The sequence below is a fragment of the Pseudomonas sp. R1-6 genome (genome assembly GCF_051132115.1).
Lineage (GTDB): Bacteria > Pseudomonadota > Gammaproteobacteria > Pseudomonadales > Pseudomonadaceae > Aquipseudomonas.
The window spans coordinates 809,527-835,192 of record NZ_CP071662.1 but is presented as its reverse complement, the minus strand read 5'-3'; the positions used below and the strand labels follow the sequence as shown (position 1 = coordinate 835,192).

Annotated in this window: 22 protein-coding genes; 10 read left to right on the top strand and 12 right to left on the bottom strand. The window is 61.2% G+C overall.

Annotation, left to right across the window (positions count from 1 at the left end; translation table 11 throughout):
- Positions 1-217 precede the first annotated feature (217 nt).
- From cgtA to rplU, 3 genes are all read right to left on the bottom strand, one after another.
- Positions 218-1,441, bottom strand: a complete 1,224-nt coding sequence (gene cgtA, locus J3P81_RS03855) for an Obg family GTPase CgtA (protein ID WP_039593902.1) — start codon at positions 1,439-1,441, stop codon at positions 218-220.
- A gap of 191 nt (positions 1,442-1,632) precedes the next feature.
- Positions 1,633-1,890 (bottom strand): 50S ribosomal protein L27, encoded by a 258-nt coding sequence (gene rpmA, locus J3P81_RS03850; protein ID WP_053153633.1) that lies wholly within the window; start codon positions 1,888-1,890, stop codon positions 1,633-1,635.
- A gap of 35 nt (positions 1,891-1,925) precedes the next feature.
- Positions 1,926-2,240: a 50S ribosomal protein L21 gene (gene rplU / locus J3P81_RS03845; RefSeq protein ID WP_003176051.1), complete on the bottom strand. Its 315-nt coding sequence runs from the start codon at positions 2,238-2,240 to the stop codon at positions 1,926-1,928.
- A gap of 252 nt (positions 2,241-2,492) precedes the next feature.
- Between rplU and J3P81_RS03840 the strand changes: the two genes are divergently transcribed.
- From J3P81_RS03840 to J3P81_RS03830, 3 genes are all read left to right on the top strand, one after another.
- A complete protein-coding gene (locus J3P81_RS03840; RefSeq protein ID WP_434562230.1) occupies positions 2,493-3,461 on the top strand; it encodes a polyprenyl synthetase family protein in 969 nt (322 codons plus the stop codon).
- 119 nt (positions 3,462-3,580) lie between these two features.
- Entirely contained in the window at positions 3,581-3,922 is a 342-nt protein-coding gene (locus tag J3P81_RS03835) for a zinc ribbon domain-containing protein YjdM (protein ID WP_420767650.1), read from the top strand.
- Between the two features lie 206 nt (positions 3,923-4,128).
- Positions 4,129-4,386, top strand: coding sequence for a PA4570 family protein (locus J3P81_RS03830; protein WP_003205743.1), 258 nt, complete (start codon positions 4,129-4,131; stop codon positions 4,384-4,386).
- An 89-nt stretch (positions 4,387-4,475) separates the two neighbouring features.
- Here the strand turns inward: J3P81_RS03830 and J3P81_RS03825 are convergent, their stop codons facing one another.
- The 4 genes from J3P81_RS03825 to J3P81_RS03810 all read right to left on the bottom strand — a co-directional run bounded on the left by J3P81_RS03825 (position 4,476) and on the right by J3P81_RS03810 (position 8,910).
- Entirely contained in the window at positions 4,476-5,093 is a 618-nt protein-coding gene (locus tag J3P81_RS03825) for an FKBP-type peptidyl-prolyl cis-trans isomerase (RefSeq protein WP_003205746.1), read from the bottom strand.
- Between the two features lie 119 nt (positions 5,094-5,212).
- Positions 5,213-5,701, bottom strand: a complete 489-nt coding sequence (locus J3P81_RS03820) for a TIGR00645 family protein (RefSeq protein WP_420767651.1) — start codon at positions 5,699-5,701, stop codon at positions 5,213-5,215.
- A 110-nt stretch (positions 5,702-5,811) separates the two neighbouring features.
- Positions 5,812-6,153 carry a hypothetical protein gene (locus tag J3P81_RS03815; RefSeq protein ID WP_420767652.1) on the bottom strand — a complete coding sequence of 114 codons (342 nt, stop codon included), beginning with the start codon at positions 6,151-6,153 and terminating at the stop codon, positions 5,812-5,814.
- Between the two features lie 318 nt (positions 6,154-6,471).
- Complete coding sequence (locus J3P81_RS03810) at positions 6,472-8,910, bottom strand: Lon protease family protein (protein WP_434562228.1); 2,439 nt, start codon at positions 8,908-8,910, stop codon at positions 6,472-6,474.
- 274 nt (positions 8,911-9,184) lie between these two features.
- On the opposite strand from J3P81_RS03810, the gene J3P81_RS03805 reads away from it, so the two are divergent.
- The 4 genes from J3P81_RS03805 (at position 9,185) to J3P81_RS03790 (ending at position 12,623) form a co-directional block, all read left to right on the top strand.
- The gene (locus J3P81_RS03805; protein ID WP_420767654.1) at positions 9,185-9,673 is read left to right on the top strand and encodes a DUF3015 domain-containing protein; all 489 of its coding nucleotides are present in this window, start codon (positions 9,185-9,187) and stop codon (positions 9,671-9,673) included.
- Between the two features lie 88 nt (positions 9,674-9,761).
- Positions 9,762-11,615, top strand: a complete 1,854-nt coding sequence (locus J3P81_RS03800; RefSeq protein ID WP_420767655.1) for an Lnb N-terminal periplasmic domain-containing protein — start codon at positions 9,762-9,764, stop codon at positions 11,613-11,615.
- Positions 11,616-11,705: 90 nt separating this feature from the next.
- Entirely contained in the window at positions 11,706-12,062 is a 357-nt protein-coding gene (locus tag J3P81_RS03795) for a hypothetical protein (protein ID WP_434562226.1), read from the top strand.
- A gap of 69 nt (positions 12,063-12,131) precedes the next feature.
- Positions 12,132-12,623 (top strand): GreA/GreB family elongation factor, encoded by a 492-nt coding sequence (locus J3P81_RS03790; protein WP_434562224.1) that lies wholly within the window; start codon positions 12,132-12,134, stop codon positions 12,621-12,623.
- Positions 12,624-12,681: 58 nt separating this feature from the next.
- Here the strand turns inward: J3P81_RS03790 and ettA are convergent, their stop codons facing one another.
- Positions 12,682-14,346 (bottom strand): energy-dependent translational throttle protein EttA, encoded by a 1,665-nt coding sequence (gene ettA / locus J3P81_RS03785; protein WP_420767658.1) that lies wholly within the window; start codon positions 14,344-14,346, stop codon positions 12,682-12,684.
- Between the two features lie 269 nt (positions 14,347-14,615).
- Between ettA and J3P81_RS03780 the strand changes: the two genes are divergently transcribed.
- Positions 14,616-18,464 (top strand): sensor domain-containing protein, encoded by a 3,849-nt coding sequence (locus tag J3P81_RS03780; protein WP_434562222.1) that lies wholly within the window; start codon positions 14,616-14,618, stop codon positions 18,462-18,464.
- 248 nt (positions 18,465-18,712) lie between these two features.
- Complete coding sequence (glyA, locus tag J3P81_RS03775) at positions 18,713-19,966, top strand: serine hydroxymethyltransferase (protein WP_230153609.1); 1,254 nt, start codon at positions 18,713-18,715, stop codon at positions 19,964-19,966.
- Between the two features lie 78 nt (positions 19,967-20,044).
- On the opposite strand, the gene yjiA is transcribed toward glyA, so the two are convergent.
- The 3 genes from yjiA to J3P81_RS03760 form a co-directional block, all read right to left on the bottom strand.
- The gene (yjiA, locus tag J3P81_RS03770; RefSeq protein ID WP_434562220.1) at positions 20,045-21,013 is read right to left on the bottom strand and encodes a GTPase; all 969 of its coding nucleotides are present in this window, start codon (positions 21,011-21,013) and stop codon (positions 20,045-20,047) included.
- A 277-nt stretch (positions 21,014-21,290) separates the two neighbouring features.
- Positions 21,291-21,488 (bottom strand): YbdD/YjiX family protein, encoded by a 198-nt coding sequence (locus J3P81_RS03765; RefSeq protein WP_072390895.1) that lies wholly within the window; start codon positions 21,486-21,488, stop codon positions 21,291-21,293.
- 15 nt (positions 21,489-21,503) lie between these two features.
- Positions 21,504-23,570 carry a carbon starvation CstA family protein gene (locus tag J3P81_RS03760; protein ID WP_420767271.1) on the bottom strand — a complete coding sequence of 689 codons (2,067 nt, stop codon included), beginning with the start codon at positions 23,568-23,570 and terminating at the stop codon, positions 21,504-21,506.
- Positions 23,571-23,729: 159 nt separating this feature from the next.
- On the opposite strand from J3P81_RS03760, the gene J3P81_RS03755 reads away from it, so the two are divergent.
- Positions 23,730-24,086 carry a PilZ domain-containing protein gene (locus tag J3P81_RS03755; protein WP_434562218.1) on the top strand — a complete coding sequence of 119 codons (357 nt, stop codon included), beginning with the start codon at positions 23,730-23,732 and terminating at the stop codon, positions 24,084-24,086.
- 189 nt (positions 24,087-24,275) lie between these two features.
- Here J3P81_RS03755 and radA read toward each other — a convergent pair whose 3' ends face one another.
- The gene (gene radA / locus J3P81_RS03750) at positions 24,276-25,643 is read right to left on the bottom strand and encodes a DNA repair protein RadA (RefSeq protein WP_030140305.1); all 1,368 of its coding nucleotides are present in this window, start codon (positions 25,641-25,643) and stop codon (positions 24,276-24,278) included.
- Between the last annotated feature and the right edge of the window lie 23 nt (positions 25,644-25,666).

Below are 25,666 nucleotides of genomic sequence, written 5' to 3'. Positions count from 1 at the left end.
GCGAACGGCGCGACCCAGCGCCGCCCATGGGATTATTCGTATTTGCGTTTTACAGATACCAAAACGCCGCTCGTTTGAGCGGCGCCTTGGAAACCGGCTGGCTGCGATGATAACACCGCCCTGGACCAGTTAATGCCAGCCACACGAGAATCCTTGTGGGAGCGAGCCTGCTCGCTCCCACAGGTTTTGCCTTCAAGCGGCCGGCATCAGCACAAGATCAATCGCGGACGTAGATGATCTCCGGGCCGTCCTCGTCATCCACATCTTCTTCGTCCCAATCGTCGTCACCGATGTCATGGACCGACTTGACGCCACTGCGGCGCAAGGCACGCTGGTCGTCCAGCGCCTGCAACTGGGCGCGCGCCTCGTCTTCGATGCGCTGGTCGAGCTCGGCCAGCTCTTCCTTGTAGGCCGGGTCGTTGGCCAGGCGATCGGCGCGATCTTCCAGGTAACGCATGATGTCGTGGCACAGACGCTCGGTGTTTTCCTTGGCGATGGCCGAGATCACGTAGACCGGACCTTCCCACTCCAGGCGATCGACGATCTCCTTGACCCGCTCCTCGTGCTCTTCCTCGAGGATCTGGTCGCACTTGTTCAGCACCAGCCAACGGTCGCGCTCGGCCAGGGCCGGGCTGAACTTGGTCAGCTCGTTGACGATGACCTCGGCAGCATCGGCAGCACTGGTTTCATCCAGAGGCGCCATGTCGACGAGGTGCAGCAACAGGCGGGTACGGGACAAGTGCTTGAGGAAGCGAATGCCCAGGCCGGCACCCTCGGAAGCGCCTTCGATCAGCCCCGGAATGTCGGCGATCACGAAGCTTTTCCAACGGTCGACACTGACCACGCCCAGGTTTGGCACCAGGGTGGTGAACGGGTAGTCGGCCACTTTAGGCTTGGCCGCCGACACCGAGCGAATGAAGGTACTTTTACCGGCATTCGGCAGACCTAACAGACCCACATCGGCCAACACTTTCATTTCCAGCTTCAGGTCACGCTGTTCGCCGGGCTTGCCTGGCGTGGTCTGGCGCGGCGCGCGGTTGGTACTGGATTTGAAACGGGTGTTGCCCAGACCGTGCCAGCCACCATGGGCCACCAGCAAACGCTGGCCGGCCTTGGTCAGGTCGCCGATGACTTCCTGGGTGGCGGAATCGATCACCGTGGTACCGACCGGCACGCGCAGGATCAGGTCTTCGCCCTTCTTGCCGGTGCAGTCGGTGCTGCCACCGTTGGAGCCACGCTCGGCATCGAAGTGCCGGGTGTAACGGTAGTCCACCAGGGTATTGAGGTTTTCATCGGCGAGCATGTAGATCGAGCCGCCGTCGCCCCCGTCACCACCGTTGGGGCCACCGTTTTCAATGAATTTTTCCCGACGGAAACTCATGCAGCCATTGCCGCCGTCGCCAGCCTTTACTCGAATCGATACTTCATCAACAAACTTCATGACACACGCCTCTCGCCGTACGGACGAGCCGAAAAAAACAAGACATAAGACTCTTGCAAAAATGAGCGCAGCGACCTCAAAACACGCCCCAACCGCAGCGCCGACAGCCCATACAAACAGTTTTGCAAGAGACTCACCCCACAAACGAAAAAGCCCCGTCGCAAGACAGGGCTTTTCCAGCGGTCTCGCAATTAAGCTGCGATAACGCTTACGTAACGACGACCGAAGGCGCCTTTTACTTCGAACTTGATCACGCCTTCGATTTTAGCGAAGAGGGTGTGATCCTTACCCATGCCAACGCCGTAGCCAGCGTGGAATTGGGTGCCGCGCTGACGCACGATGATGTTGCCCGCTTTGATAGCCTGGCCGCCATACATCTTCACGCCAAGGCGTTTGGCTTCTGAGTCGCGACCGTTACGGGTACTACCACCAGCTTTTTTGTGTGCCATGAGTTCAATTCTCCTAGTGAGGAATTAGGCTGAAATTAAGCCTGAATACCGGTGATTTTGATCTCGGTGTACCACTGGCGGTGGCCCATACGCTTCATGTGGTGCTTACGACGACGGAACTTGATGATGCGGACTTTATCGTGACGACCTTGGGAGATCACTTCAGCCACAACGGTAGCGCCAGCAACGACTGGAGCGCCGATATTCACGTCATCGCCATTGGCGACCAACAGAACGCGATCAAAAGTCACGGATTCGCCGGTAGCGATTTCCAGTTTTTCGATCTTCAGGTATTCACCTGGGGCGACCTTGTATTGCTTGCCACCAGTAACGATTACTGCATACGACATGGTATTTCTCCGATAATCCTGCTCACCCAGCGCTTTATAAGAAGAGGTATTGGCTGGCATGGCTGCATGGGCTGGAAGGCCCGGATGCAATTGCGTAAGGCAGGTGCTGCCCAGGAAGTTCAGGGTGCGCGATTGTACGCAAGCTGACCGAGCCTTGCAAGTGGCCGCCCCGCACTGTAGAAGCATGCGCCTTGACACCTGCGGACGTGGGTCCTAGCATGCCGCGCAACCCTTCTGGAGCGCCTGTCGCTGATGCAACCCCAAGCTTTCTACCGCGCAGTGGCGGACGATTTTAGTGCCGTCGACGGTATCATCAAGAAGCAGCTGACGTCCCGCGTGCCGCTGGTATCGAAAATCGGCGACTACATCACGTCGGCCGGCGGCAAGCGCCTGCGTCCTTTATTGGTGCTACTGTGCGGCAAGGCACTGGGTCGCGAAGGCGACGACATGCGCCTGCTCGCCGCCACCATCGAATTCCTGCACACCGCGACCCTGCTGCATGACGACGTCGTCGACATGTCCGGCATGCGCCGTGGCCGTTCGACCGCCAACGCCATGTGGGGCAACGCCCCGAGCGTGCTGGTGGGTGACTTCCTGTACTCGCGCTCGTTCGAAATGATGGTCGAGCTGGGCTCGATGCCGGTAATGAAGATCCTGTCCCAGGCCACGCGCATCATCGCCGAAGGCGAAGTGCTGCAGTTGTCCAAGGTGCGCGATGCCAGCACCACCGAAGAAACCTACATGGAGGTCATTCGCGGCAAGACCGCGATGCTCTTCGAAGCCTCGACCCACAGCGCCGCCGCCCTGGCCGGTGCCACCAGCGAGCAGAGCGAAGCCCTGCGCACCTTTGGCGACCACCTGGGCGTGGCCTTCCAGCTGGTGGACGACCTGCTGGACTACAAGGGCGACGCCGAGACCCTGGGCAAGAACGTCGGTGACGACCTGGCCGAAGGCAAGCCGACCCTGCCGCTGATCTACACCATGCGTGAAGGCACGCCTGAACAGGCAGCTTTGGTACGCCAGGCGATCCAGAAAGGCGGGATCGAGGACCTAGAGAGCATCCGGATCGCGGTCGAAGCTTCCGGATCGCTGGAATACACCGCGAAATTGGCCCAGGACTACGTCGCCCGCGCAATCAAGTGCCTCGACGCCCTACCGGCCAGCGAGTACCGCGATGCGCTGGTGGAACTGAGCGAGTTTGCGGTCGCCCGCACCCATTGATGACAAAAGCCCTGTGGGAGCGAGCTTGCGCCACAGGGGTATTTCACTGCGCTGCCCCCTTTGACTTAAAACCCTATACAATGTGCGCCCTTTTGTCCTCCTGATACCAAGGAACCTTAGTGAGCACGTTGCCTCCCTGCCCGAAATGCAATTCCGAATACACCTACGAAGACGGTACCCAGCTGGTCTGCCCGGAGTGCGCCCATGAATGGTCCGCCGGCGGCGAAGCGCAAGCGCCATCCGACGACATCGTGAAGAAGGATTCGGTCGGCAACGTCCTGCAGGACGGCGATACCATTACCGTGATCAAGGACCTCAAGGTCAAGGGCACTTCCCTGGTGGTCAAGGTTGGCACCAAGGTCAAGAACATCCGCCTATGCGATGGCGATCACGATATCGACTGCAAGATCGACGGCATCGGCCCGATGAAGCTTAAATCCGAGTTCGTCAGAAAAGTCTGAATCTGTTGTATTTCCCATCCCATGCCCCGCGTGGGATGGTGCTTGCCTTCCCCCTCCCCAACCCTATTTTTGTGCGACCCCACGGGATTCCAACCCGCTTGGGCTTTCACAACCCATCGTCAGAAAAAAAACCGTTGCGCCAATAGAGACTTGCTATTTAGCGAATAAGAATTATTCTCATCGAACCCATCAAGGAGATGAGAACCATGACTTATTTGATCGATGCCTGGCTGGACCGTCCACATCCCTACCTGAGGATCCTGCACCGGGAAACCGGGGAAGTCTGTGCGGTGCTTGAAGAAGAAGCCTTGAATGAGCTGCAGGACCAGGGGGATCTGGACCTCAACAGCCTCAACTCCAGCGAACCGCTGGTGCTAAAGGAGTTGGTGCGAAACCTGTTCCTGTTCTGCTACGCCCGGGCGTTGCGCCCAACGGGTGATTTTAGCGGCAGATTCCATGGATGAGCATAAATAACCTATGGGAGAACCTGTGGGAGCGATGGTGCGGCTCGCTCCCACAGTTTTTTGTCCGGCTGTAAAAACCGGACAGGGTCTTACAATACGTCCAACAGCTCGACGTCGAACACCAGCACGCTGTGCGGCGGGATGCTGCCAACGCCCTGGGCGCCGTAGGCCAGCTCGCTAGGCACGTACAAACGCCATTTACTGCCGGCGTTCATCAGTTGCAGCGCCTCGGTCCAGCCAGGAATCACGCCGCCTACCGGGAATTCGGCTGGCTGGCCACGATCGTAGGAACTGTCGAACACAGTGCCGTCGATCAGGGTGCCGTGGTAATGGGTGCGCACCTGGTCTTCACGGGTCGGCTTGGCGCCTTCACCCTGGGTCAGCACTTCGAATTGCAGGCCGGAGGCCAGGGTGGTGATGCCTTCGCGCTTGGCATTTTCAGCCAGGAACGCACGACCTTCGCCCGCAGCGGCCTCAGCCTTGGCGGCGGCTTCCGCTTGCATGATTTCACGGATGACCTTGAAGCTGGCGGACATCTCGTCCTGGCCCACGCGGCTTGGCTTGCCGGCGAACGCGTCGGTCAGGCCGGCCAGGATCGCGTCCAGGCTCACGCCCGGTGGCGGATTGTCGCGCAGTTGGTCGCCCAACTGACGGCCAATGCCGTAGCTGACGCGTGTTTCGTCGGTGGACAGGTTAACTTCGGACATGATGCTGCTCCGCTGTGCGGACGGCCCGGGAAGTTGCCGTGCGTACACAGCGCCTCCCGGAGCGCCCGGAACCAAAAGGGCGAGCAGACTAGCACAGATGCCGCAGCGCGTGACGAACCTCAGTGCTTGGTCAGCTTGTCCAGATACCCCATGGCGAAGGCCGACACCACGAACGTCATGTGGATGATCACGTACCACATCAGGTGGTCGGGATCGACATTCTTGGCATCCATGAAGATACGCAACAAATGGATGGAAGAGATGGCTACGATCGACGCGGCCACCTTCATCTTCAGGGATGAAGAGTCCATCGTGCCCAGCCAGTTGAGCTTTTCCTTGTCGGAATCGATGTCCAGTTGCGAGACGAAATTCTCGTAGCCGGAGATCATCACCATGACCAGCAAACCGCCCACCAGCGCCATGTCGATCAGCGACAGCAGTACCAGGATCAGCTCGGACTCGGCCATGGAAAACACGTTGGGGATGACGTGAAAGACTTCCTGGAAGAATTTCAGCGCCAGGGCCAGCAAGCCCAGAGACAGCCCGAAGTAGATCGGCGCCAGCAGCCAACGGGAGGCGTACATTGCATTTTCGATAAAGCGTTCCATTGAGTCTCACACCAGGGCTGAAAAAACGCGGCGAGTATACCAGCCACGCCCCTACCGACAAACGCCGGTCCGGCCTGCGGATCTACTGGCGGAGCATGCCCTTGGACGACTCACTGAAGCGGACGAAACTCAAAACCGCCAACGTTGCGACAACGCCCTCCGTTGATCTCTCGCAGTTGCGCCTGCATGTGCAGGGACCAGATCTGCGGATCGTCGGCCAGTTCATAACCGTGGGTCGTCAGGCTCTGGACGATGGTGTCGAGTATGGTTTCTGCGGCGGTCGGCCCGGGAAAAGGCCCCTGGGCCTTGATGGCGGAAGGTTGCTCACCGGCCATTCCGGCGGCGAAGAGCACGGTCCACATGCCCGTGTCTCCAGCGAGCGGACGGACAGCACATTCAATGCGGGTCACCAGGCCCAGGCACTGGCGGGTAAGGCAAAGGTTGCGCGACATGGCGGCGCCCCTCGGTAGATCCGGTATTCAGCCCAGGCGGGGCTGTTTCGATCCAATGATGGCTCTCGTTATCCTTGAACTGAGGATAGGAGAAAAGTTCCGGCGGCGAAGGATTTCGAAACCAGAATGCGCCGAGCGGTCACAGTGTGAATATTGACGCCAAGCTGGTGGCGCATTAAGAAAATGATCCACAACAAAACAGTGTGGGAGCGAGCCTGCTCGCGAAGGCGGATGGACAGCAACAATGATGTCGACTGTCCATCCGCTATCGCGAGCAGGCTCGCTCCCACAATTAGGTTTCCGATATCGTGAAAATCCTCAAGCCGGCTTGGCCTCCGCCAGCGCCTGCTGCGCCAGTTCCTTTTCCGCCTCCTTGATATCGTCCTCGCTGATCATTTCCGCGATAACCCGCAGCCGCTCCACCACGCGCGCATTGACGCTGCCCTCCGGGAACTCGCCGTTCTCGTCCGGCTCGCCCGCGGGTTCGCCCACCAGCAGGCTCAGGGCTTCGTCGGCCTGGCGCACGGCGTAGACGTGGAATTGCCCGGCGCGCACGGCGGCCAGCACTTTTTCATCGAGCATCAGGGTCGCAACGTTGGCCTGGGGAATGATCGCCCCCTGCTCGCCTGTCAGCCCGCGGGCTTCACAGAGGCGGAAGAAGCCTTCGATCTTCTCGTTGACCCCACCCACCGCCTGCACTTCACCAAATTGGTTGATCGAGCCGGTGATGGCGAAGCACTGCTTCAATGGCGTCTTCGACAAGGCCGAGATCAGCGTGCAAGCTTCGCCGAGGGATGCGCTGTCGCCGTCCACATAGCCGTAGGACTGCTCCAGGGCGATGCTGGCCGAGATCGCTAGCGGGAATTCCTGGGCATACCGGCTTCCCAGGTAGCCGGTAAGAATCATCACACCCTTGGAGTGGATCGGCTGGCCGAGGTTGACCTCTCGCTCGATGTCGACGATACCGCTGCCGCCGGGATATACCGTGGCCGAAATGCGCGCCGGGACACCGAACGCAGAGTCGCCCACCTCAAGTACCGTCAACCCGTTGCACTTGCCCACGGCCGCGCCGTCGGTGTCGATGAGGATGATCCCCGCCAGCATGTCGTCGAGGATTCGCGCCGAGACACGCCCGGTGCGGGTTGCCTTGGCCTTCAAGGCGCGCTCGATGTGACCGGCATCGGTCATCTCGTCACCGGCCAGTTGGCGGATGAAATCCGCCTCGCTGACCAGTTGGAAAAGGTCACCGATACGCGCCGAAAGGCGTCCCTGGTGTTCGGCCAGACGCGCACTGTAAGTCGCCAAGCGCGCCACCGCATCGGCGGTCAGCGGCGCCATGCCCTCTTCCGAGGTGCGTGTCTTGAGCAACTGGGCAAACTGCTCCAGGCTCTCGTCGCCCATCGGGATGTCTTCATCGAAGTCCACCAGTACGCGAAACATTTCCTGGAAATCCGAATCCAGGTCCTGCAAGGCGTAATAGAGCTGGCGCGCGCCGATGATCACGACCTTGACCTGCAACGGGATGTGCTGCGGCGTCAGGGTGACCGTCGCCAGCCGCCCCAACTCGCCCAGTGGCGACTCCATTTTCAGCTTGCGCGACTGCAGGGCACGCTTGAGCGCATCCCACACGAACGGCTCGCCGAGCATCTTTTCCGCTTCCAGGATCAGAAAACCACCGTTGGCACGGTGCAAGGCGCCTGGGCGCAACTGCCGATACGTGGTGTAGAGCGCGCCCTGGTCGGTGCTGTACTCGATGCGCCCGAACAGGTTGTCGTAGGTCGGGTGCGGCTCGAACACCACCGGCGCGCCACCGCTCGCCGGATGGCCGACGACCAGGCTCGGCGCGTATTGCTCTTCCAGCAGCTTGCGGGCGACGGCGTCGGTCTTGCTGTCGTCCACCAGTTGTTCGACCACGGTCTTGAGCAGATAGACCTGCATGGCTTGCAGATATCCACAAACCGCGGCGTTCTCGGCGTACTTTTCCGACAACGGCGCCAGCAAAGGCTGTAAGGCCAGCGTGATGGTTTCTTCGTTGAGCTGACGCAACTGGTTGTTGGATTCGCGTTTCCACTGCGGGAGGCTGGCGAGCTCTTCGTTCAGGCGCTCCTCCAAGCCGGAAATATCTTCGTGGAACCGCTCGCGCTCGGCCTCCGGCAGTTGGGCGAACTCCGCCTCGTCCAGCGCCTTGCCCTCGCTCATCGGCGTGAACGCGATGTTGCTGCTGTCACGGTACAGCGCGACATCCTTTTCCAATGCCAGGCGCTCGATCACATCGAGAGCGCGGTCGTAGCGCTGGTTGAAGGCGCGGTCGATGGCGCTTTTTTTCTGCTGGTAGGACGGGTGCTCGAACACGGCCGGAAAAGTCGCCAGCAGATTGTCGATAAGGCCATTGATATCGCCGATGAACGTGCCCGCCGTACCCGAGGGCAGCTCCAGGGCGCGTGGCTCCCGAGGCTCATCGAAGTTATTGACATAGACCCAGTCCGACGGGGTCTGCATGCGCTTGCCTTCGGCCTTGAGGTAGCGCTTGACGAAAGAGAACCGGCCAGTACCGGGCTCACCCATGACGAATACGTTGTAACCGGGGCGTGGCATCGCCACACCGAACTGCAATGCTTCGACCGCACGCTCCTGGCCAAGCACACCGCGGAAGGGCTCCAGATCATTGGTGGTAGAGAAGCTGAACTGTTCAGCGGAAAACGGACGGGTCAGCGCTTCGGGCGCTAGACGCAAGCTGGCAGCAACAGGATCAGGCATCGGGCTTCCTTACATCAGGCGGGGCAGATAGCGGCATTCTGGCGCTGCCTATACCTGACTGGCAAGGAGCGTCTCAGGCCAAAGCATAGTCGAGGGAAAAACCCAGCGCAGAGCCCCGCAAGCAACGGGTTTGCAGTAATGTTTTTGCAAAATGTCACGGAACCCTCGGATCGTGCCTAAACTCCAAACTGCGCGGCTGGAACAATAACCGGCCCACTGGCTCCTGTAGGGGCCAGACCCTGTCCATTGGTATGCACATAAAGAGAACATAGCTATGAAACGGATTCTTCTCGGTACTCTCTTCACCGCTGTATCCATCAACGCCATGGCTCAGGCGCCGGGCGGCCCGGATTGCGGTTGGGGCAACATGCTGTTCGAAGGTCAGCGTGGCACCCCGGCCCACTTCCTCGCATCCACCACCAACGGCACCTCCGGCAACGCCACCTTCGGCATGACCTCCGGCACCAACGGCTGCTCGACCAACGCAGCACTGACCTACGGTGGCAAGTCCTGGCTGGCCATGAATGGCATGATGAACGAGCTGTCCGAAGACATGGCCAAGGGTCAGGGCGAAGCGCTGACCACCTACGCCGTGGTACTGGGTGTGGCGCCGGAAGATCGCGCTCACTTCTCCGCTGTGACCCACGAGCACTTCCAGCAGATCTTCAGCAAGGCTGACGTGACCGCAGAAGACGTGCATGCCAACACCCTGGCCATTCTGAAAAACGACCCTCGCCTGGCCAAGTACGCGACTCAAGCTTAAGCTCGACACCACTCGCTCCTTTCGGGGAGCGGGTTTTCTCTCTGGGGCCCTATCGGTCTTTATTTTTCGATCTTCCAAGTAGCCGACTATGCTCAAACGCCTTGCCTGGCTGGCGCTCTGTGTGTGCGCCCCGCTATCCGCCGCGCCTCATGTCGACCCTCAACGTTTGCAGCAACTGGCCAATGACCGCTTCTGGATTTCCCTTGGCCACTACGAAACCGCCAAGCTCGGCGGCTGGCGCAGCTACATCAGCGACAAGAAATTCTTCCTCGCACCCGACGGCAACGAGCATCCCGACCGCGAACTGACCGCCACGCTGCAAGCCCTGTACGGCCCGGCCAGTGCCGGTCAGCAGCATGCCCAGTGCGTGTACCCGGCGCGTACCCGCTGGCTGAAGGCGCAGCTCGACCTGACGGACCTGCCCTCGGTCAATTGCAGCGATTACACCCAATGGTTCAAGGACGTTTCGCCCCACAGCGCGGTGATGATCTTCCCGGCCGCGTACCTGAACAGCCCGTCATCGATGTTCGGCCATACGTTGCTGCGCATCGACCAGGCCGATGTGCAAAGCGACAAGACCGCGCTGCTCAGCTACGCGATCAACTTCGGCGCCTACATTGAAGGTTCGGATAACAGCATCCTCTACGCCTGGAAGGGCCTGATGGGCGGCTACCCTGGCCTGTTCGCCCTGGTGCCGTACCAGGAAAAACTCTCCGAATACCGCAGCCTCGAGAATCGCGACCTGTGGGAATACCGCCTGAACCTGAGCCAGGCGGAAACCGAACGGATGGTCGAGCATGTGTGGGAACTCAAGCAGATCCAGTTCGACTATTTCTTCTTCGACGAAAACTGCTCCTATCGCCTGCTTGAATTGCTGCAAGTCGCCCGTCCCAGCCTGCGCCTGACCGAACAGTTCCCGCTCACGGCGATCCCCACCGACACCGTCAAGGCGGTGAAAGAAGCCGGGCTGGTGGAAAGCATCCAGTACCGCCCGTCCCGGGAGCGAGAGTTGCTCAGCCGCGCCGAACCGCTCAGCGATAATGAGCAGCAGTGGGTTTTGAAGGTCAGCGCCGACCAGCAACAATTGCAAACGCCCGACTTCAAGGCGCTACCGCGCGAGCGCCAGGCGCTGATCATCGATGCCGCCTACCGCCTGGAGCGTTATCGCGCCAACGGCCAGGAGCGCGATCCACAGCGGGCCCAGCGCAGTTTCGAGCTGCTGAGGGCGATCAACCAGAACCCCGCGCCGGAACTGGACATCCCACAGCCGGGCCTTCCGGAAGACGGCCACGAATCGCGCACCTGGCAGGCCGGCCTGGGTACGCGGGGTGACCGTGCGTTCGGTGAGTACGGCCTGCGCATGGCCTATCACGACCTCAACGACAACGCCGAAAGCTTTCCGCTGGGGGCGCAGATCGAGATCCTGCAACTAAAGCTGCGCCAGTACGAAGGCAACGACTGGCAAGTGCAGCAGCTGGACCTGGCGACCATCCGCTCCCTGACCCCGCGCAACGAGCTGCTGCAACCGTTGTCCTGGCAGGTCACTGGTGGCCTGGAGCGGGTGCCGGGCAAACACGACGATGAAACATTGGTCAGCCACGTCAACGGCGGCGCGGGCGGCACTTGGGCGCTGGGCGAAGATGTACTGGGCTTTGCACTGGGCACGGTGCGGGTCGAACACAACAACGATTTCGCTCAATTCATCGCCCCGGCCGCCGGATTCAACAGCGGCGTGCTGTGGAAGAACCCGCTGGGCAACCTGAGCCTGGAAGCCAAGGGCGATTACTTCGTCAATGGCGAGGTACGCCGTAGCCTGAGCCTGAACCAGCAGTGGGAATTGTCCCGCAACCTGGGCCTGCGCCTGAGCGCCCAGCGAGAGTTCAGCCACTTGGCCTCGCCAGAGAACGAGGTGATGCTCGAGGTGAAGTGGTACCACTACTGAACGAACGGATTGATCACCGCGCTTTCACACCTTTCTGACGAATCCGCTTCTAGACTTCTTTTATGAGTGGATCGGGCAGGAACGCAAAACATGTGGCGCGCGGCGGTGGTATTGGGGGTGTTGGTGTTGCTCGGTGGCTGTGAAACAACCCATGAGGATTTGATTGCCCGAGGTTATCCACCGGCCTTCGCCGACGGTTTCGATGATGGCTGCAGTAGCGGTCGGCAAGCCGCCGGCGTGATCACAGGCCAGTTCAGGAAGGACGTGCCGCGTTATCTCAAGGATGCCCGCTACGCCGAGGGCTGGAGCGACGGCTTTCGCCAGTGCCAGGCCATGCGCGAGAGCGAAGAGCGTGACGCCTACCGCGAACGCCACTGGGACGATCGCGAACGTGCCTGGCAGCAGGAGAAAGATCGCGACGCCGCTCGGGCCTATCGCACGCAGTGAGTCGCTCAGAGACATCCGTCGAAACCAAAACCTTGCGACCATGGCCCAAACTCCAAAGAGGAGAACCCTATGAGTCGCGCTTTCGTCAACGAAGACAACGCCGCCGCCCAGGCCGATCAACCGGTCGAACGCCAGGTCAGCGCACAGCCCAACTACGTCACGCCGGCGGGGCTTGCTCAATTGCAGGCACGGGTCACCGAACTGCAGCAACTGCATAGCCAACAGTCTGCCCAGGGCGAGCGGGCAGACAAGCAGCGTATCGCCGATATCGAACGGGATCTGCGATATTTCAATCAACGCCTGCAAAGCGCCCAGGTCGTTACGCCGAGCCATTGCGATCAGGTGCGAATCGGGCACTGGGTGACTTTTGCCGATGAGCACGATCAGGAACGGTGTGTGCAATTGGTTGGGGAAGACCAGGCCGATGCGGCTAATGGACTGATCAACTGGGGCTCGCCGCTGGGGCGGGCCTTGCTGGGGGCGAAGGTTGGGGATGAGGTGGTGTGGAAGCGGCCGGCGGGGGATCTATCGATTGAGGTGGTGGCAATTGACCTGAAGTAAAGCCACGGTCCATGGAAAACGGAGCCCGAAGGCTCCGTTTTTCATGCAACCGACCGAATCAGGCCAGTTTCTTGTGCCGTACGCGATGCGGCTGGGCGGCGGCTTCGCCGAGGCGCTTCTTGCGATCGGCTTCGTACTCGGTGTAGTTGCCTTCGAAGAACACCGCTTGGGAGTCGTCTTCATATGCCAGGATGTGGGTTGCCACGCGGTCAAGGAACCACCGGTCGTGGGAGATCACAATGGCGGCGCCCGGGAAGTCCAGCAAGGCTTCTTCCAGGGAACGCAGGGTTTCGACGTCGAGGTCGTTGGACGGTTCGTCGAGCAGCAAGACGTTACCGCCCTCCTTCAACGTCAAGGCCAGGTGCAAGCGACCGCGCTCACCGCCGGAGAGATCCTTGACGAACTTCTGTTGATCGCCGCCCTTGAAGTTGAAACGACCGACATAAGTGCGCGACGGGATTTCGTAGTTGCCGATACGGATCTGGTCGGAACCGTCAGATATCTGCTGGAACACGGTCTTGCTGCCGTCCAGGTCCTCACGGCTCTGGTCGACGCAGGCCAGTTGCACCGTTTCACCGATCTCGATGGTGCCGGAGTCCGGGGTTTCCTTGCCCATCAGCATGCGGAACAGCGTGGATTTACCCGCACCGTTACCACCGATCACACCGACAATGGCGCCTTTAGGCATGGAGAACGACAGGTTGTCGATCAACACGCGGTCGCCGTAGCCCTTGGTGACGTTCTTGAATTCGATGACCTTGTCACCCAGGCGCGGGCCGGCCGGGATGTAGATCTCGTTGGTTTCGCTGCGCTTTTGGAATTCCTGAGACTGCATTTCCTCGAAGCGTTGCAGGCGAGCCTTGGATTTGGACTGGCGGGCCTTGGCGCCCTTGCGCACCCATTCCAGTTCTTCCTTCATGGCTTTTTCATGGGCCGACTGCTGCTTGGACTCCTGGGCCAGACGATCGGACTTGGCTTCCAGCCAGCCCGAATAGTTGCCCTCGTACGGAATGCCCGCGCCGCGGTCGAGTTCCAGGATCCAGCCGGCGACGTTGTCCAGGAAGTAACGGTCGTGCGTGATCGCAACCACGGTGCCTGGGAAGTCGTGCAGGAAGTGTTCGAGCCAGGCGACGGAGTCGGCGTCCAGGTGGTTCGTCGGTTCGTCGAGCAGCAACATGTCCGGCGCGGACAGCAGCAGGCGGCACAGGGCCACGCGACGCTTTTCACCGCCCGACAGATGTTCCACTTTCGCGTCCCAGGCCGGCAGGCGCAGCGCATCGGCGGCCACTTCCAGCTGGCGATCCAGGTTGTGACCATCGCTGGCCTGCAGGATCGCTTCGAGCTTGGCCTGTTCGGCGGCCAGCTTGTCAAAATCGGCGTCCGGGTCGGCGTAGGCGGCGTAGACCTCGTCCAGGCGCGCCTGGGCGTCCTTGATCACGCTGACCGCTTCCTCGACCACTTCACGCACGGTCTTGGTCGGGTCCAGTTGTGGCTCTTGCGGCAGGTAGCCGATGTTCAGGTCGGGCATCGGACGGGCTTCACCGTCGAACTCCTTGTCGACGCCGGCCATGATTTTCAGCAGCGTGGACTTACCCGAGCCGTTGAGGCCCAGTACGCCGATCTTGGCGCCAGGGAAAAAGGAAAGAGAAATGTTTTTCAGGATTTCCCGCTTCGGCGGAACAACTTTGCCCAGCCGATGCATGGTGAAGACGTATTGAGCCATGGTGAACCTAGCGTCAGTGACAGTGAAAAGAACGAGCCAGGCCATGCGCGGCGCGGGCAGTTGATGTTGATCACTGCCTGCGAGCCGATGGAGCCTGGGAATCCGGAGCTGGAACGCTCTTGTTTGACCGGCAAAGCTACCTCAACCGTCGGTCCAGGTCCAGCCACCGAGGGCTGGCACTTTGCCACAAGGCAAGGCATGCTAGCCGCCCTTCGGGCGTCCGGCTTATAGTGACGTCGCGCCAGTCCAGCAAACCGCAGGATTACAGCTTGTCCAACGTCACTCCGCCCCCGTCCCCACGCGCACCCGTCGCCGTGCCAGGCTTGCCCCTGCGCGGGACATTGAAGGGCGGGCTGGCCTCGCTGGTGCTGTTGTTGCTGGGGCTACTCTTCTGGCAGTTGCTTGACCAACTGCGCGAAACCCAACAGCAGCAGCGCCAATACACCATCGACTACACGGCCGACCTCGCCGCGCAAGTCAGCCTGAACATGGCCCTGAACGCGCAAATAGCCCTCAATCTGCTACCGATCGTCGAACAACCGCAAACCGCCGACGAACAGCAGGCTCTATTGCGCAAGCTCAAGCAATCATTGCCCGAATTGCGCAGCCTGGCGCTGCTGAGCCCCTCCGGCAGAGTGCTCAGCGACAGTGACGCGGATAGCCAGGACGCGGATTACCTGGCCGAACTGGTACGGCGCAGTCGCGCCCAGGCTCACTATTTCAGCAATGCCGAGGACGGTTCCGTGGTGCATCTGCTGTTGCACCAGGCCAGCGGCAGCTCTCGCGGATACTGGGCGCTGCGCCTGTCTCCGAGTTTCTTTTCGACATTGACCAAACAGGGCGATACGGGCCTGCGGCCACTGTGGCTGGTGGAGAACCGTCTCAATCGGCAGATCATCAGCCGCGACGAAAGCCTGCCCACGATCACCCCGTCCCAACTGACCCCGCAGGACCTGAGCAACACGGTGTTGACCGTCCCCCTGAGCAGCAGCGACTGGCAGCTGCGCGGGCTGTTCGACCGGCGCCAGGTGCTCGAGCAGCTGCTCCCGGCCTTCATCGGCAAATGCCTGCTGGGCCTGGCGTTTTCCATGTTGCCGGTCATTGCCCTGCTGAACATGCGCCGACGCCAGCGGCAGCTGCACGAAGGGCGCCGTCGCTATCAGGACATTTTCGAGGGCACCGGCGTGGCCCTCTGCGTGCTCGACCTGTCCGGCCTCAAGGCGTTTTTTGCCAGGACTGGCCTGCACAACGGCGAGCAATTGCGCGCCTGGTTGCAGGTTCCGCAACAGCTCGAACAGTTGCAACAGCAAGTGCACGTCACCGAAGTCAACCAGGTGGCGTTGAAGCTGCTCAATGTCGACTCCTGCCAGCAAGCCTGGCAACTGCTGGTTGGCAACGCCGAAAAGGACAACAACCCGGTCGGTTCGAAACTGCTCGAAGCGTTGCTCGATCCCCATAAACAGCTGGAGCTGGAAATCAGGCTCCAGGACGCCCACGGCCGGGATCAGCATCTGTGGCTGGTGTTGCGCCTGCCGGAAACACAGCACGACTATAACGCGGTCATCCTGAGCATCAGCGACATCACCAGCCGCAAGCTGATCGAACTGTCGCTACTGGAACGCGAAGGGTTCTGGTCCGATGTGGTGCGCACCGTTCCGGATCATCTTTATGTGCAGGATGTGATCAGCCAGCGGATGATCTTCAGCAACCACCACCTGGGCCAGACGCTCGGCTACGACCGGACCGAACTGCACCAGATGGGCGAGTACTTCTGGGAAATCCTGCTGCACAGCGACGACGCCGATCACTATCACACGCTGCGCCAGGAACAGCGGCGCGGCGGCTACACGCAGTTGCTGCAATGCCAGCTGCGGTTCCGCCATCGCAACGGCAAGTGGCGCCGTTTCGAGGTCCGCGAACAGGCCCTGGCCCGGGACCGCTACGACCAGGTGACCCGGATCATCGGCGTGGCCAAGGACATTACCGAGCAGATCGAGGCCAGCGAATCGCTGCGCGACAGCGAGCAACGCTACCGTATGCTCGCCGAAAGCATCAGCGATGTGATTTTCTCGACCGACAGCAAGCTGTCGCTCAACTATGTCAGCCCGTCCGTCCAGGCGGTGCTGGGCTACACCGCCGACTCGATCTTCCGGAACGGCTGGCAGTCGACCATCGCCAACCCGCAACAACTGACCGGCATCTACAGCCTGATGGACCGGCTCAGCAAGGCCCTCGACAAGCCCGACCAACTGACCGAGCTGCGCAACCAGATGCAGACCCAGTTGTATCTGTTCGACTGCCTGCGCGCCGATGGGCGCAAGATCCCTATCGAGCTGCGGCTGGTGCTGGTGTGGGATGACCATGGCGCGTTCGAAGGTGTACTGGGGGTGGGCCGTGACATCAGCCAGCAGCGGCGCGCCGAAAAAGACCTGCGCATGGCCGCCACCGTATTCGAGCACTCGACATCGGCGATCCTGATCACCGACCCGGCCGGCTACATCGTTCAGGCCAACGAGGCGTTCAGTCGCGTCAGCGGTTACGCGGTATCGCAAGTGCTCGACCAACTGCCCACCATGCTGACCGTGGATGAGCAGCAGGAAGCCCATTTGCGCTACGTGCTCAAGCAACTGCAACAACACAGCACCTGGGAAGGCGAAGTCTGGCTCAAGCGCCGTAATGGTGAACATTACCCGGCCTGGGTCGGCATCACGGCGGTGCTCGACGACGAAGGCGACCTTGCCAGCTACGTGTGTTTCTTCAGCGACATCAGCGAACGCAAGGCCAGCGAGCAACGCATCCATCGCCTGGCCTACTACGACGCATTGACTCACCTGCCCAACCGCACGCTGTTCCAGGACCGTCTGCACACCGCGCTGCAGTCAGCCGAGCGGCAGAAGACCTGGGTCGTGCTGATGTTTCTCGACCTGGACCGCTTCAAGCCGATCAACGACTCCCTGGGCCATGCCGCTGGCGACCGGATGCTCAAGGAAATGGCGACGCGCCTGCTCGGCTGCGTGGCCGACGACGACACCGTGGCGCGCATGGGCGGCGATGAATTCACCCTGCTGCTGCAACCGCGAGCCACTCGCGAGATGGCGTTGAACCGGGCGATCACCGTGGCCGAGCAGATCCTTGCCAGCCTCGTCCGGCCCTTCGTGCTCGAAGGTCGCGAGTTTTTCGTCACCGCCAGTATCGGTATCGCCCTCAGCCCCCAGGACGGCAACGAACTCAGCCAATTGATGAAGAACGCCGACACGGCCATGTATCACGCCAAGGAGCGCGGCAAGAACAACTTCCAGTTCTACCAGGCCGACATGAACGCCAGCGCCCTGGAGCGGCTGGAATTGGAAAGCGACCTGCGCCACGCCTTGGAACAGAATGAGTTCGTGCTCTATTACCAACCCCAGTTCAGTGGCGACGGCAAGCGCCTGACCGGCGCAGAGGCCTTGCTGCGCTGGCGCCATCCGCGACGCGGGTTGGTGCCGCCGGGGGATTTCATCCCGGTGCTGGAAGAACTCGGCCTGGTGGTGGACGTCGGCGACTGGGTCATCAGCGAAGCCTGTCGCCAGCTCAAGACCTGGCACCAGGCCAAGGTCCGGGTGCCGAAGGTCTCGGTCAACATCTCGGCCCGGCAGTTCTCCGACGGCCAACTCGGCACACGCATCGCCAATATCTTGCGCAGCACTGGGCTGCCACCGGCCTGCCTGGAGCTGGAACTGACGGAAAGTATCCTGATGCGCGAAGTCAGCGAGGCGATGCAGATCCTCGCCGGGTTGAAAAACCTTGGCCTGAGTATCGCGGTGGATGACTTCGGCACCGGTTATTCGTCGCTCAACTACCTCAAGCAATTCCCCATCGACGTGCTGAAGATCGACCGCACCTTCGTCGACGGCCTGCCGTCCGGCGAGCAGGACGCGCAGATCGCCCGGGCGATCATCGCCATGGCCCACAGCCTCAACCTGGCGGTGATCGCCGAAGGCGTCGAGACCCACGAGCAACTGGACTTCTTGCGCGAACACGGCTGCGACGAAGTACAGGGCTACCTGTTCGGCCGGCCGATGCCGGCGAATCGGTTTGAAGCGCAGTTCAGCAATGATGCGTTGTTCATGATCGACTGAGAGCGTGCGGCGCCTGTAGCGGCCTCATCGCGAGCAAGCTCGCTCCCACACTTGTTTTGGGTGCCTTGGCAATCTACATACACCACAGATCCCTGTGGGAGCGAGCCTGCTCGCGATGAGGCCGGTACAGGCGACGCTGAGCCCTGCATGAAACCCATTCGTCCAAGACATGACGCCCTTTCATATGCCTTCCAAAACCGGTTGAGGTAGAATGCCCCCCTTTTCTGCCCCGATCCTTGAGGACCGCCATGTTCAGCCGTGATTTGACTATTGCCAAGTACGACGCCGATCTCTTTGCCGCCATGGAGCAAGAAGCTCAGCGCCAGGAAGAGCACATCGAGCTGATCGCTTCGGAAAACTACACCAGCCCAGCGGTGATGGAAGCTCAAGGCTCGGTACTGACCAACAAGTACGCCGAAGGCTACCCAGGCAAGCGTTACTACGGTGGTTGCGAGTACGTCGACGTGGTCGAGCAATTGGCCATCGACCGCGCCAAGCAGCTGTTCGGCGCCGATTACGCCAACGTCCAGCCACACGCAGGTTCCCAGGCCAATGCCGCCGTGTACCTGGCGTTGCTGTCGGCCGGTGACACCATCCTGGGCATGAGCCTGGCCCACGGCGGTCACCTGACCCACGGCGCCAGCGTTTCCTCCTCCGGTAAACTGTACAACGCCGTTCAGTACGGTATCGACGGCAATGGCCTGATCGACTACGACGAAGTCGAGCGCCTGGCCCTCGAGCACAAGCCGAAAATGATCGTGGCCGGTTTCTCCGCCTACTCCCAGATCCTCGATTTCCCGCGCTTTCGCGAGATCGCCGACAAGGTCGGGGCCTACCTGTTCGTCGACATGGCCCACGTTGCCGGCCTGGTTGCCGCTGGCGTGTACCCGAACCCGGTGCCGTTCGCCGACGTGGTCACCACCACCACCCACAAGACCCTGCGCGGTCCACGTGGCGGCCTGATCCTGGCGCGCGCCAACGCCGACATCGAGAAGAAGCTGAACTCGGCGGTATTCCCAGGCGCCCAGGGCGGCCCGCTGGAGCACGTGATCGCAGCCAAGGCGATCTGCTTCAAGGAAGCCCTGCAGCCTGAGTTCAAGGCCTACCAGCAACAAGTGGTGAAGAACGCCAAGGCCATGGCCGGCGTGTTCATCGAGCGCGGCTTCGACGTGGTGTCCGGCGGTACTGAAAACCACCTGTTCCTGCTCTCGCTGATCAAGCAAGAGATTTCCGGCAAAGACGCTGACGCGGCGCTGGGTAAAGCGTTCATCACCGTCAACAAGAACTCGGTACCCAACGATCCACGTTCCCCGTTCGTCACCTCGGGCCTGCGTTTCGGCACCCCTGCGGTGACCACTCGCGGTTTCAAGGAAGCCGAGTGCAAGGAACTGGCTGGCTGGATCTGCGACATCCTGGCCGACCTGAACAACGAAGCGGTGATCGACGCCGTGCGTGAGAAGGTCAAGGCGATCTGCAAGAAGCTGCCGGTATACGGCGCCTGATAGCAGTAGCAAAAAAAAACCGGCCCCAGTGGCCGGTTTTTTTATCGTTGGAAAACCACTTGCCCCACGCGTGGATGGTCAGTGGAGCGCGGCTTCGAAGCCGGCGCGGATCTTTTCTTCGGGCAATTCATCGGCGATGAACACGATAACGCTTTCCCGGGCCTCGCCTGGCGCCCAATCGGTGTCCCAATCGAAACCGTACAATTTGAGCACACCCTGGAATACCAACCGACGGGACTCGCCCGCGATGTTCAAAACGCCTTTGTAGCGCAGCAACTGCTTGCCGTGTTCTTCCAGCAACTGGTTCATGAAGTCGCTGAGCTTGTCGATGTCCAGCGGCTTGTCGGTGCGCAGCACCAGACTGCTGATGCGATCGCCCGTGGTCGCCTTGCCAACCGGACGAAGGCTGAGCCCGGCGCCCAGGTCCGCATTGAGGTTGAAACCGCGGATGTCCAGCAATTCGGCCAGGTCGATCTTGCCGTGTTCGACCACCCGAATCGGCGCCCGCCGGTTGATGCGCATAAGGCGTTCGCGAAGAGCCTCGACATGGGCCGCGTCGACCAGGTCTGTCTTGCTCAACAGAAGGCGATCGGCAAATCCGACCTGGGCCTGGGCAATGGCCTGGACCAGGTGGGTGTCGGCATGGGCGGCATCCACCAAGGTCAGGATACCGTCGAGGATGTAGCGCTCACGCAGGTCCTCGTCGATGAAAAAGGTTTGCGCCACCGGTGCGGGATCGGCGAGACCGGTGCATTCGATCACTAGGCGATCAAATTGGATCTCGCCGCTGTCCAGCCGCTCGAGCAACAAGTACAGGGCCTTGGTGAGGTCGGTGTGGATGGTGCAACAAACGCAGCCGTTGGCCAGGGTCATGACCTGCACCGGCTCTTCGCCCAGCAACTGGGTATCGATGCCTGCATCGCTGAATTCGTTCTCGATCACGGCAATTTTCAGGCCGTGCTCGGCCTTGAGCAGATGACGCAGCAGCGTGGTCTTGCCAGCGCCGAGGAAGCCGCTGAGGATCGTGACCGGGATGGGAGAGGACAAACTGAATCTCCTTGATGCCTGAAAAAGAAAGCGGATCCTGTGGGAGCGAGCTTGCTCGCGATGGCGTCAGGTCAGTCAATTCATCATCAACTGACACTTCGCTATCGCGAGCAAGCTCGCTCCCACAAGGCGATCCGTGGTGTACGCAATCCCAAGGCCACCCCAAAACAACTGTGGGAGCGAGCCTGCTCGCGATGGCGTCGGGTCAGTCAATTCATCATTAACTGACCCACCGCTATCGCGAGCAGGCTCGCTCCCACAAGGGATGGGCCTCAGTTCAACAGCACTTGGGCCCGGCCTTGCCGCCGTAACGGGCCTCTTGGCGCTCTCGGAAGAACGCCTCGTAGTCCATCAGCGGCTTGTCCGGGTGCTTGGTTTGCATGTGCTCGACGTAGTTGTCGTAGTCGGGCATGCCGACCATCAGGCGGGCGGCCTGACCGAGGTATTTACCGAGGCGACTCAAGTCATTGAACATCGTTGCAATCCTCTATCAAGCGTCCGGCAGGGCCTGGAATGGCGCTTCTTTGTCCGTGCGCTCTTTCGTGCCCCAGGCGGCGATGCCGACCTTGAGCGCGTAGAACAGGATGCTGAAGACCACGAACAGGAACAATACCGTCAGCGTTGCGTTGGTGTAGGCGTTGAACACCACGTGCTGCATCTGCTCGATGCTCTTGGCCGGGGCCAGGATCTGGCCGGCGGCCAGGGCATCGTTGTATTTGCGCGCCAGGGCCAGGAAGCCGATCGCCGGGTTGGCGTCGAACAGCTTGATCAGGCCCGCGGTGGTGGTGCAGATCAGCAGCCAGCTCGCCGGCAGCAGCGTGACCCAGACGTAGCGCTGGCGCTTCATCTTGATCAGCACCACGGTGGCGAGCATCAGCGCGATACCGGCCAGCATCTGGTTGGAGATGCCGAACAGCGGCCACAAGGTGTTGATGCCGCCCAGCGGATCGATCACGCCCTGGTACAGCAAGTAACCCCACAGCGCGACGCAGCCGGCGGTGGCGATCAGGTTGGCGGTCCAGGATTCGGTTCGCTTGAGGGCCGGCACGAACGAGCCGAGCAGATCCTGCAGCATGAACCGCCCGGCACGGGTGCCGGCGTCCACCGCGGTGAGGATGAACAGCGCTTCGAACAGGATCGCGAAGTGGTACCAGAAGGCCATGGTGTTCTCACCCGGCAGCACCGAGTGCAGGATCTGCGCGATACCGACCGCCAGGGTCGGCGCACCGCCGGCACGGGCCAGGATGGTGGTCTCACCGATGTCCTTGGCCACCGCTTGCAGCGCGTCGGGGGTGATTGCAAAGCCCCAACTGCTGACGGTCTGGGCCACGGCTACCACGTCAGTGCCGACGATCGCCGCCGGGCTGTTCATGGCGAAGTACACGCCCGGCTCGATCACCGAGGCGGCAACCATCGCCATGATGGCCACGAAGGACTCCATCAGCATGCCGCCGTAACCGATGTAGCGGGCGTTGGTTTCGTTATCCAGCAGCTTGGGCGTGGTGCCCGAGGAGATCAGCGCATGGAAACCCGAGACCGCGCCGCAGGCGATGGTGATGAACAGGAACGGGAACAAGCCGCCCTTCCACACCGGCCCGGTGCCGTCGGTGAACTGAGTCAGCGCGGGCATTTTCAGCTCGGGCATGGTGACCAGGATGCCGATCGCCAGGGCGACGATGGTGCCGATCTTGAGGAAGGTCGACAGGTAGTCCCGTGGCGCCAGGATCAGCCACACCGGCAGGACCGCCGCGACAAAACCGTAGCCGATCAGCATCCAGGTGATCTGGATTCCGGTGAAGGTGAAGGCCTTGGCCCAGACCGGATCGGCGGCGATCTGCCCGCCCAGCCAGATCGAACCCAACAGCAACAGCACGCCGATGATCGAGATCTCGCCGATGCGGCCCGGGCGGATGTAGCGCATGTAGATGCCCATGAACATCGCGATCGGGATGGTCGCCATCACCGTGAAGATGCCCCACGGGCTCTCGGCCAGGGCCTTGACCACGATCAGCGCCAGCACCGCGAGGATGATGATCATGATCAGGAAGCAGCCGAACAGCGCGATGGTGCCGGGAATGCGGCCCATTTCCTCGCGCACCATGTCGCCCAGGGAGCGACCGTTGCGGCGGGTGGACAGGAACAGGACCATGAAGTCCTGCACCGCACCGGCCAGCACCACGCCGGCGATCAGCCAGAGCGTGCCGGGCAGGTAGCCCATCTGCGCGGCCAGCACCGGCCCGACCAGCGGCCCCGCGCCGGCAATGGCCGCGAAGTGGTGGCCGAACAGGATGTGCTTGTTGGTCGGGACGTAGTCCAGGCCATCGTTGTTGAGCACGGCAGGCGTGGCCCGGCGCGCATCGAGTTGCATCACGTTGTTGGCGATGAAGAGGCTGTAGTAGCGATAGGCGACCAGGTAAATGGCCACGGCTGCGACGACGATCCAGAGGGCGTTGATCGCCTCGCCTCGACGCAATGCCACGACGCCCAGGGCGCACGCTCCTACGACGGCCAGCAGTAGCCAGGGCAGATGGCGTAGCAGGCTATTATTGTTTTTCATTTTTATATTCCAGCCAGGGTGGACAAGAAAGATAGCCACTGGAGTTTAGCGCTAACCAGCGTAAAGGCCATACCCCGACATTCGTCGGCCACTGACCGAACGACAACGACGGCGCGCCAGTTGGGTCTATAGTCAGTGGATCTTCAGGGGGAACGGGTAATGAGCGAACGCCGCCGCTTCGTACGAATTGAATTCCATGCCAAGACCGAACTGAGCCAAGGGCCCTTCATCTGGCCAGTGAAGTTGCTGGACCTGTCCCTCAAGGGGCTGCTGATCGAAAAGCCCCAGCCTTGGCTCGGTGATCCCGAGGCGCCTTTCATGGCAGACATCCACCTGAGCCCGGAGGCAGAGGTCAAGATGGAAGTCCGGCTGGCTCACGACGACCACGGCCACCTGGGCTTCGTCTGCGAGCATATCGACCTGGATTCCATCGCCCACTTGCGTCGATTGGTGGAACTGAACCTGGCCGACCATGATGAACTGGAGCGGGAACTGGCGGCGTTGATCCACATTTGAATCCAGCAGTGCCCCCCTGTGGCGAGGGGATTTATCCCCGCTGGGCTGCAAAGCAGCCCTAAACCTGACAACTCGGTGTGCCAGGTTGATTGGGGTCGCTTTTTTGGGGCTGCTGCGCAGCCCAGCGGGGACAAATCCCCTCGCCACAGATAAATCCGCTCACCACAGTGGACCGCACCCGCCTCGGTGCTATTCGAACAACGCATCCAACGCCTGCTCCAGACGTGTCACCGCGATGATCTGCAACCCCGCCGGCGCCTCCTTCGGCGCATTGCCCTTGGGCACGATGGCGCGCTTGAAGCCATGCTTGGCCGCTTCTTTCAGCCGCTCCTGGCCACTGGGCACCGGTCGCACTTCTCCCGACAACCCCACTTCCCCAAACACCAACAAATCGTGGGGCAGCGGCCGGTTTCGCAGGCTGGACATGACCGCTGCCATCAGTGCCAGGTCGGATGCGGTCTCCAGCACCTTGACTCCGCCCACCACGTTGAGAAAAACGTCTTGGTCGTGCGTAGGAATCCCGCCGTGCCGGTGCAGGACAGCCAGCAACATCGCCAATCGGTTCTGATCCAGCCCCAACGTGACACGGCGCGGGTTCGCCAGGTGACTGTCATCCACCAACGCCTGTACTTCCACCAGCATCGGTCGGGTGCCTTCCCACGTAGCCATGACAACGCTGCCTGGAACTTCTTCCTGGGCGCGTGTCAGAAAGATCGCCGAGGGGTTGGATACTTCCTTCAAGCCCCTGTCGGTCATGCCAAATACACCCAGTTCGTTGACGGCGCCGAAGCGATTCTTCACCGCCCGCAGCAATCGCAGGCGACCATCGGATTCGCCTTCGAAATACAGCACGGTATCGACCATGTGCTCCAGCACCCGGGGCCCGGCTAGCGCGCCTTCCTTGGTGACGTGGCCTACCAGGAAAATCGCCGTGCCGCTCTGCTTGGCGTAACGCACCAGCAACGCAGCGCTCTCTCGCACCTGGGACACGCCGCCCGGGGCCGATTGCAGTTGTTCGGTAAAAATTGTCTGGATCGAGTCGATCACCATGACCTTGGGTTTTTCCAGGCGCGCCGTGGCGATGATCGTTTCGATGCAAGTCTCGGTCATGACTCGCAACTGATCCTGGGGCAACCCCAGGCGCCGGGCGCGCATGGCCACCTGCTGCTGGGATTCTTCGCCAGTGACATACAGCGCCGGCATGCGCGTGGCGAGATTGCACAACGTCTGCAACAGGATGGTGGACTTACCGATGCCCGGATCGCCGCCGATCAACACCACCGAACCGTCCACCAGACCACCGCCCAGCACGCGGTCCAGCTCACCGGATGCCGTGGAGAACCGCGGAATTTCCTCAACGCTGACCTCGGCCAGCGTCTTGATCTGCGCCTGCTGGCCGGCCCAGCCCGTACGCCCGGTGGGCGCCGCCGCGCCGCCGCTTTCCACCATGGTTTCGGTCAGAGTGTTCCAAGCCCCGCATTCGCTGCATTGGCCGGCCCATTTGGGAAAGGTCGAGCCGCACTCGGTGCAGCCGTACATGCGCTTTGCCTTGGCCATCTGAACTCCGGGTAAAAACCGCG

Coding starts and splice junctions, on each gene's coding strand:
- J3P81_RS03760 (WP_420767271.1), bottom strand. CDS start 23,570: ATGAAAAACAATAATAGCCTGCTACGCCATCTGCCCTGGCTACTGCTG.
- J3P81_RS03830 (WP_003205743.1), top strand. CDS start 4,129: ATGACTTATTTGATCGATGCCTGGCTGGACCGTCCACATCCCTACCTG.
- J3P81_RS03795 (WP_434562226.1), top strand. CDS start 11,706: ATGTGGCGCGCGGCGGTGGTATTGGGGGTGTTGGTGTTGCTCGGTGGC.
- J3P81_RS03815 (WP_420767652.1), bottom strand. CDS start 6,153: ATGTCGCGCAACCTTTGCCTTACCCGCCAGTGCCTGGGCCTGGTGACC.
- rplU (WP_003176051.1), bottom strand. CDS start 2,240: ATGTCGTATGCAGTAATCGTTACTGGTGGCAAGCAATACAAGGTCGCC.
- J3P81_RS03810 (WP_434562228.1), bottom strand. CDS start 8,910: ATGCCTGATCCTGTTGCTGCCAGCTTGCGTCTAGCGCCCGAAGCGCTG.
- J3P81_RS03765 (WP_072390895.1), bottom strand. CDS start 21,488: ATGTTCAATGACTTGAGTCGCCTCGGTAAATACCTCGGTCAGGCCGCC.
- J3P81_RS03825 (WP_003205746.1), bottom strand. CDS start 5,093: ATGTCCGAAGTTAACCTGTCCACCGACGAAACACGCGTCAGCTACGGC.
- radA (WP_030140305.1), bottom strand. CDS start 25,643: ATGGCCAAGGCAAAGCGCATGTACGGCTGCACCGAGTGCGGCTCGACC.
- ettA (WP_420767658.1), bottom strand. CDS start 14,346: ATGGCTCAATACGTCTTCACCATGCATCGGCTGGGCAAAGTTGTTCCG.
- glyA (WP_230153609.1), top strand. CDS start 18,713: ATGTTCAGCCGTGATTTGACTATTGCCAAGTACGACGCCGATCTCTTT.
- J3P81_RS03820 (WP_420767651.1), bottom strand. CDS start 5,701: ATGGAACGCTTTATCGAAAATGCAATGTACGCCTCCCGTTGGCTGCTG.
- J3P81_RS03800 (WP_420767655.1), top strand. CDS start 9,762: ATGCTCAAACGCCTTGCCTGGCTGGCGCTCTGTGTGTGCGCCCCGCTA.
- rpmA (WP_053153633.1), bottom strand. CDS start 1,890: ATGGCACACAAAAAAGCTGGTGGTAGTACCCGTAACGGTCGCGACTCA.
- J3P81_RS03840 (WP_434562230.1), top strand. CDS start 2,493: ATGCAACCCCAAGCTTTCTACCGCGCAGTGGCGGACGATTTTAGTGCC.
- J3P81_RS03755 (WP_434562218.1), top strand. CDS start 23,730: ATGAGCGAACGCCGCCGCTTCGTACGAATTGAATTCCATGCCAAGACC.
- cgtA (WP_039593902.1), bottom strand. CDS start 1,441: ATGAAGTTTGTTGATGAAGTATCGATTCGAGTAAAGGCTGGCGACGGC.
- J3P81_RS03805 (WP_420767654.1), top strand. CDS start 9,185: ATGAAACGGATTCTTCTCGGTACTCTCTTCACCGCTGTATCCATCAAC.
- J3P81_RS03790 (WP_434562224.1), top strand. CDS start 12,132: ATGAGTCGCGCTTTCGTCAACGAAGACAACGCCGCCGCCCAGGCCGAT.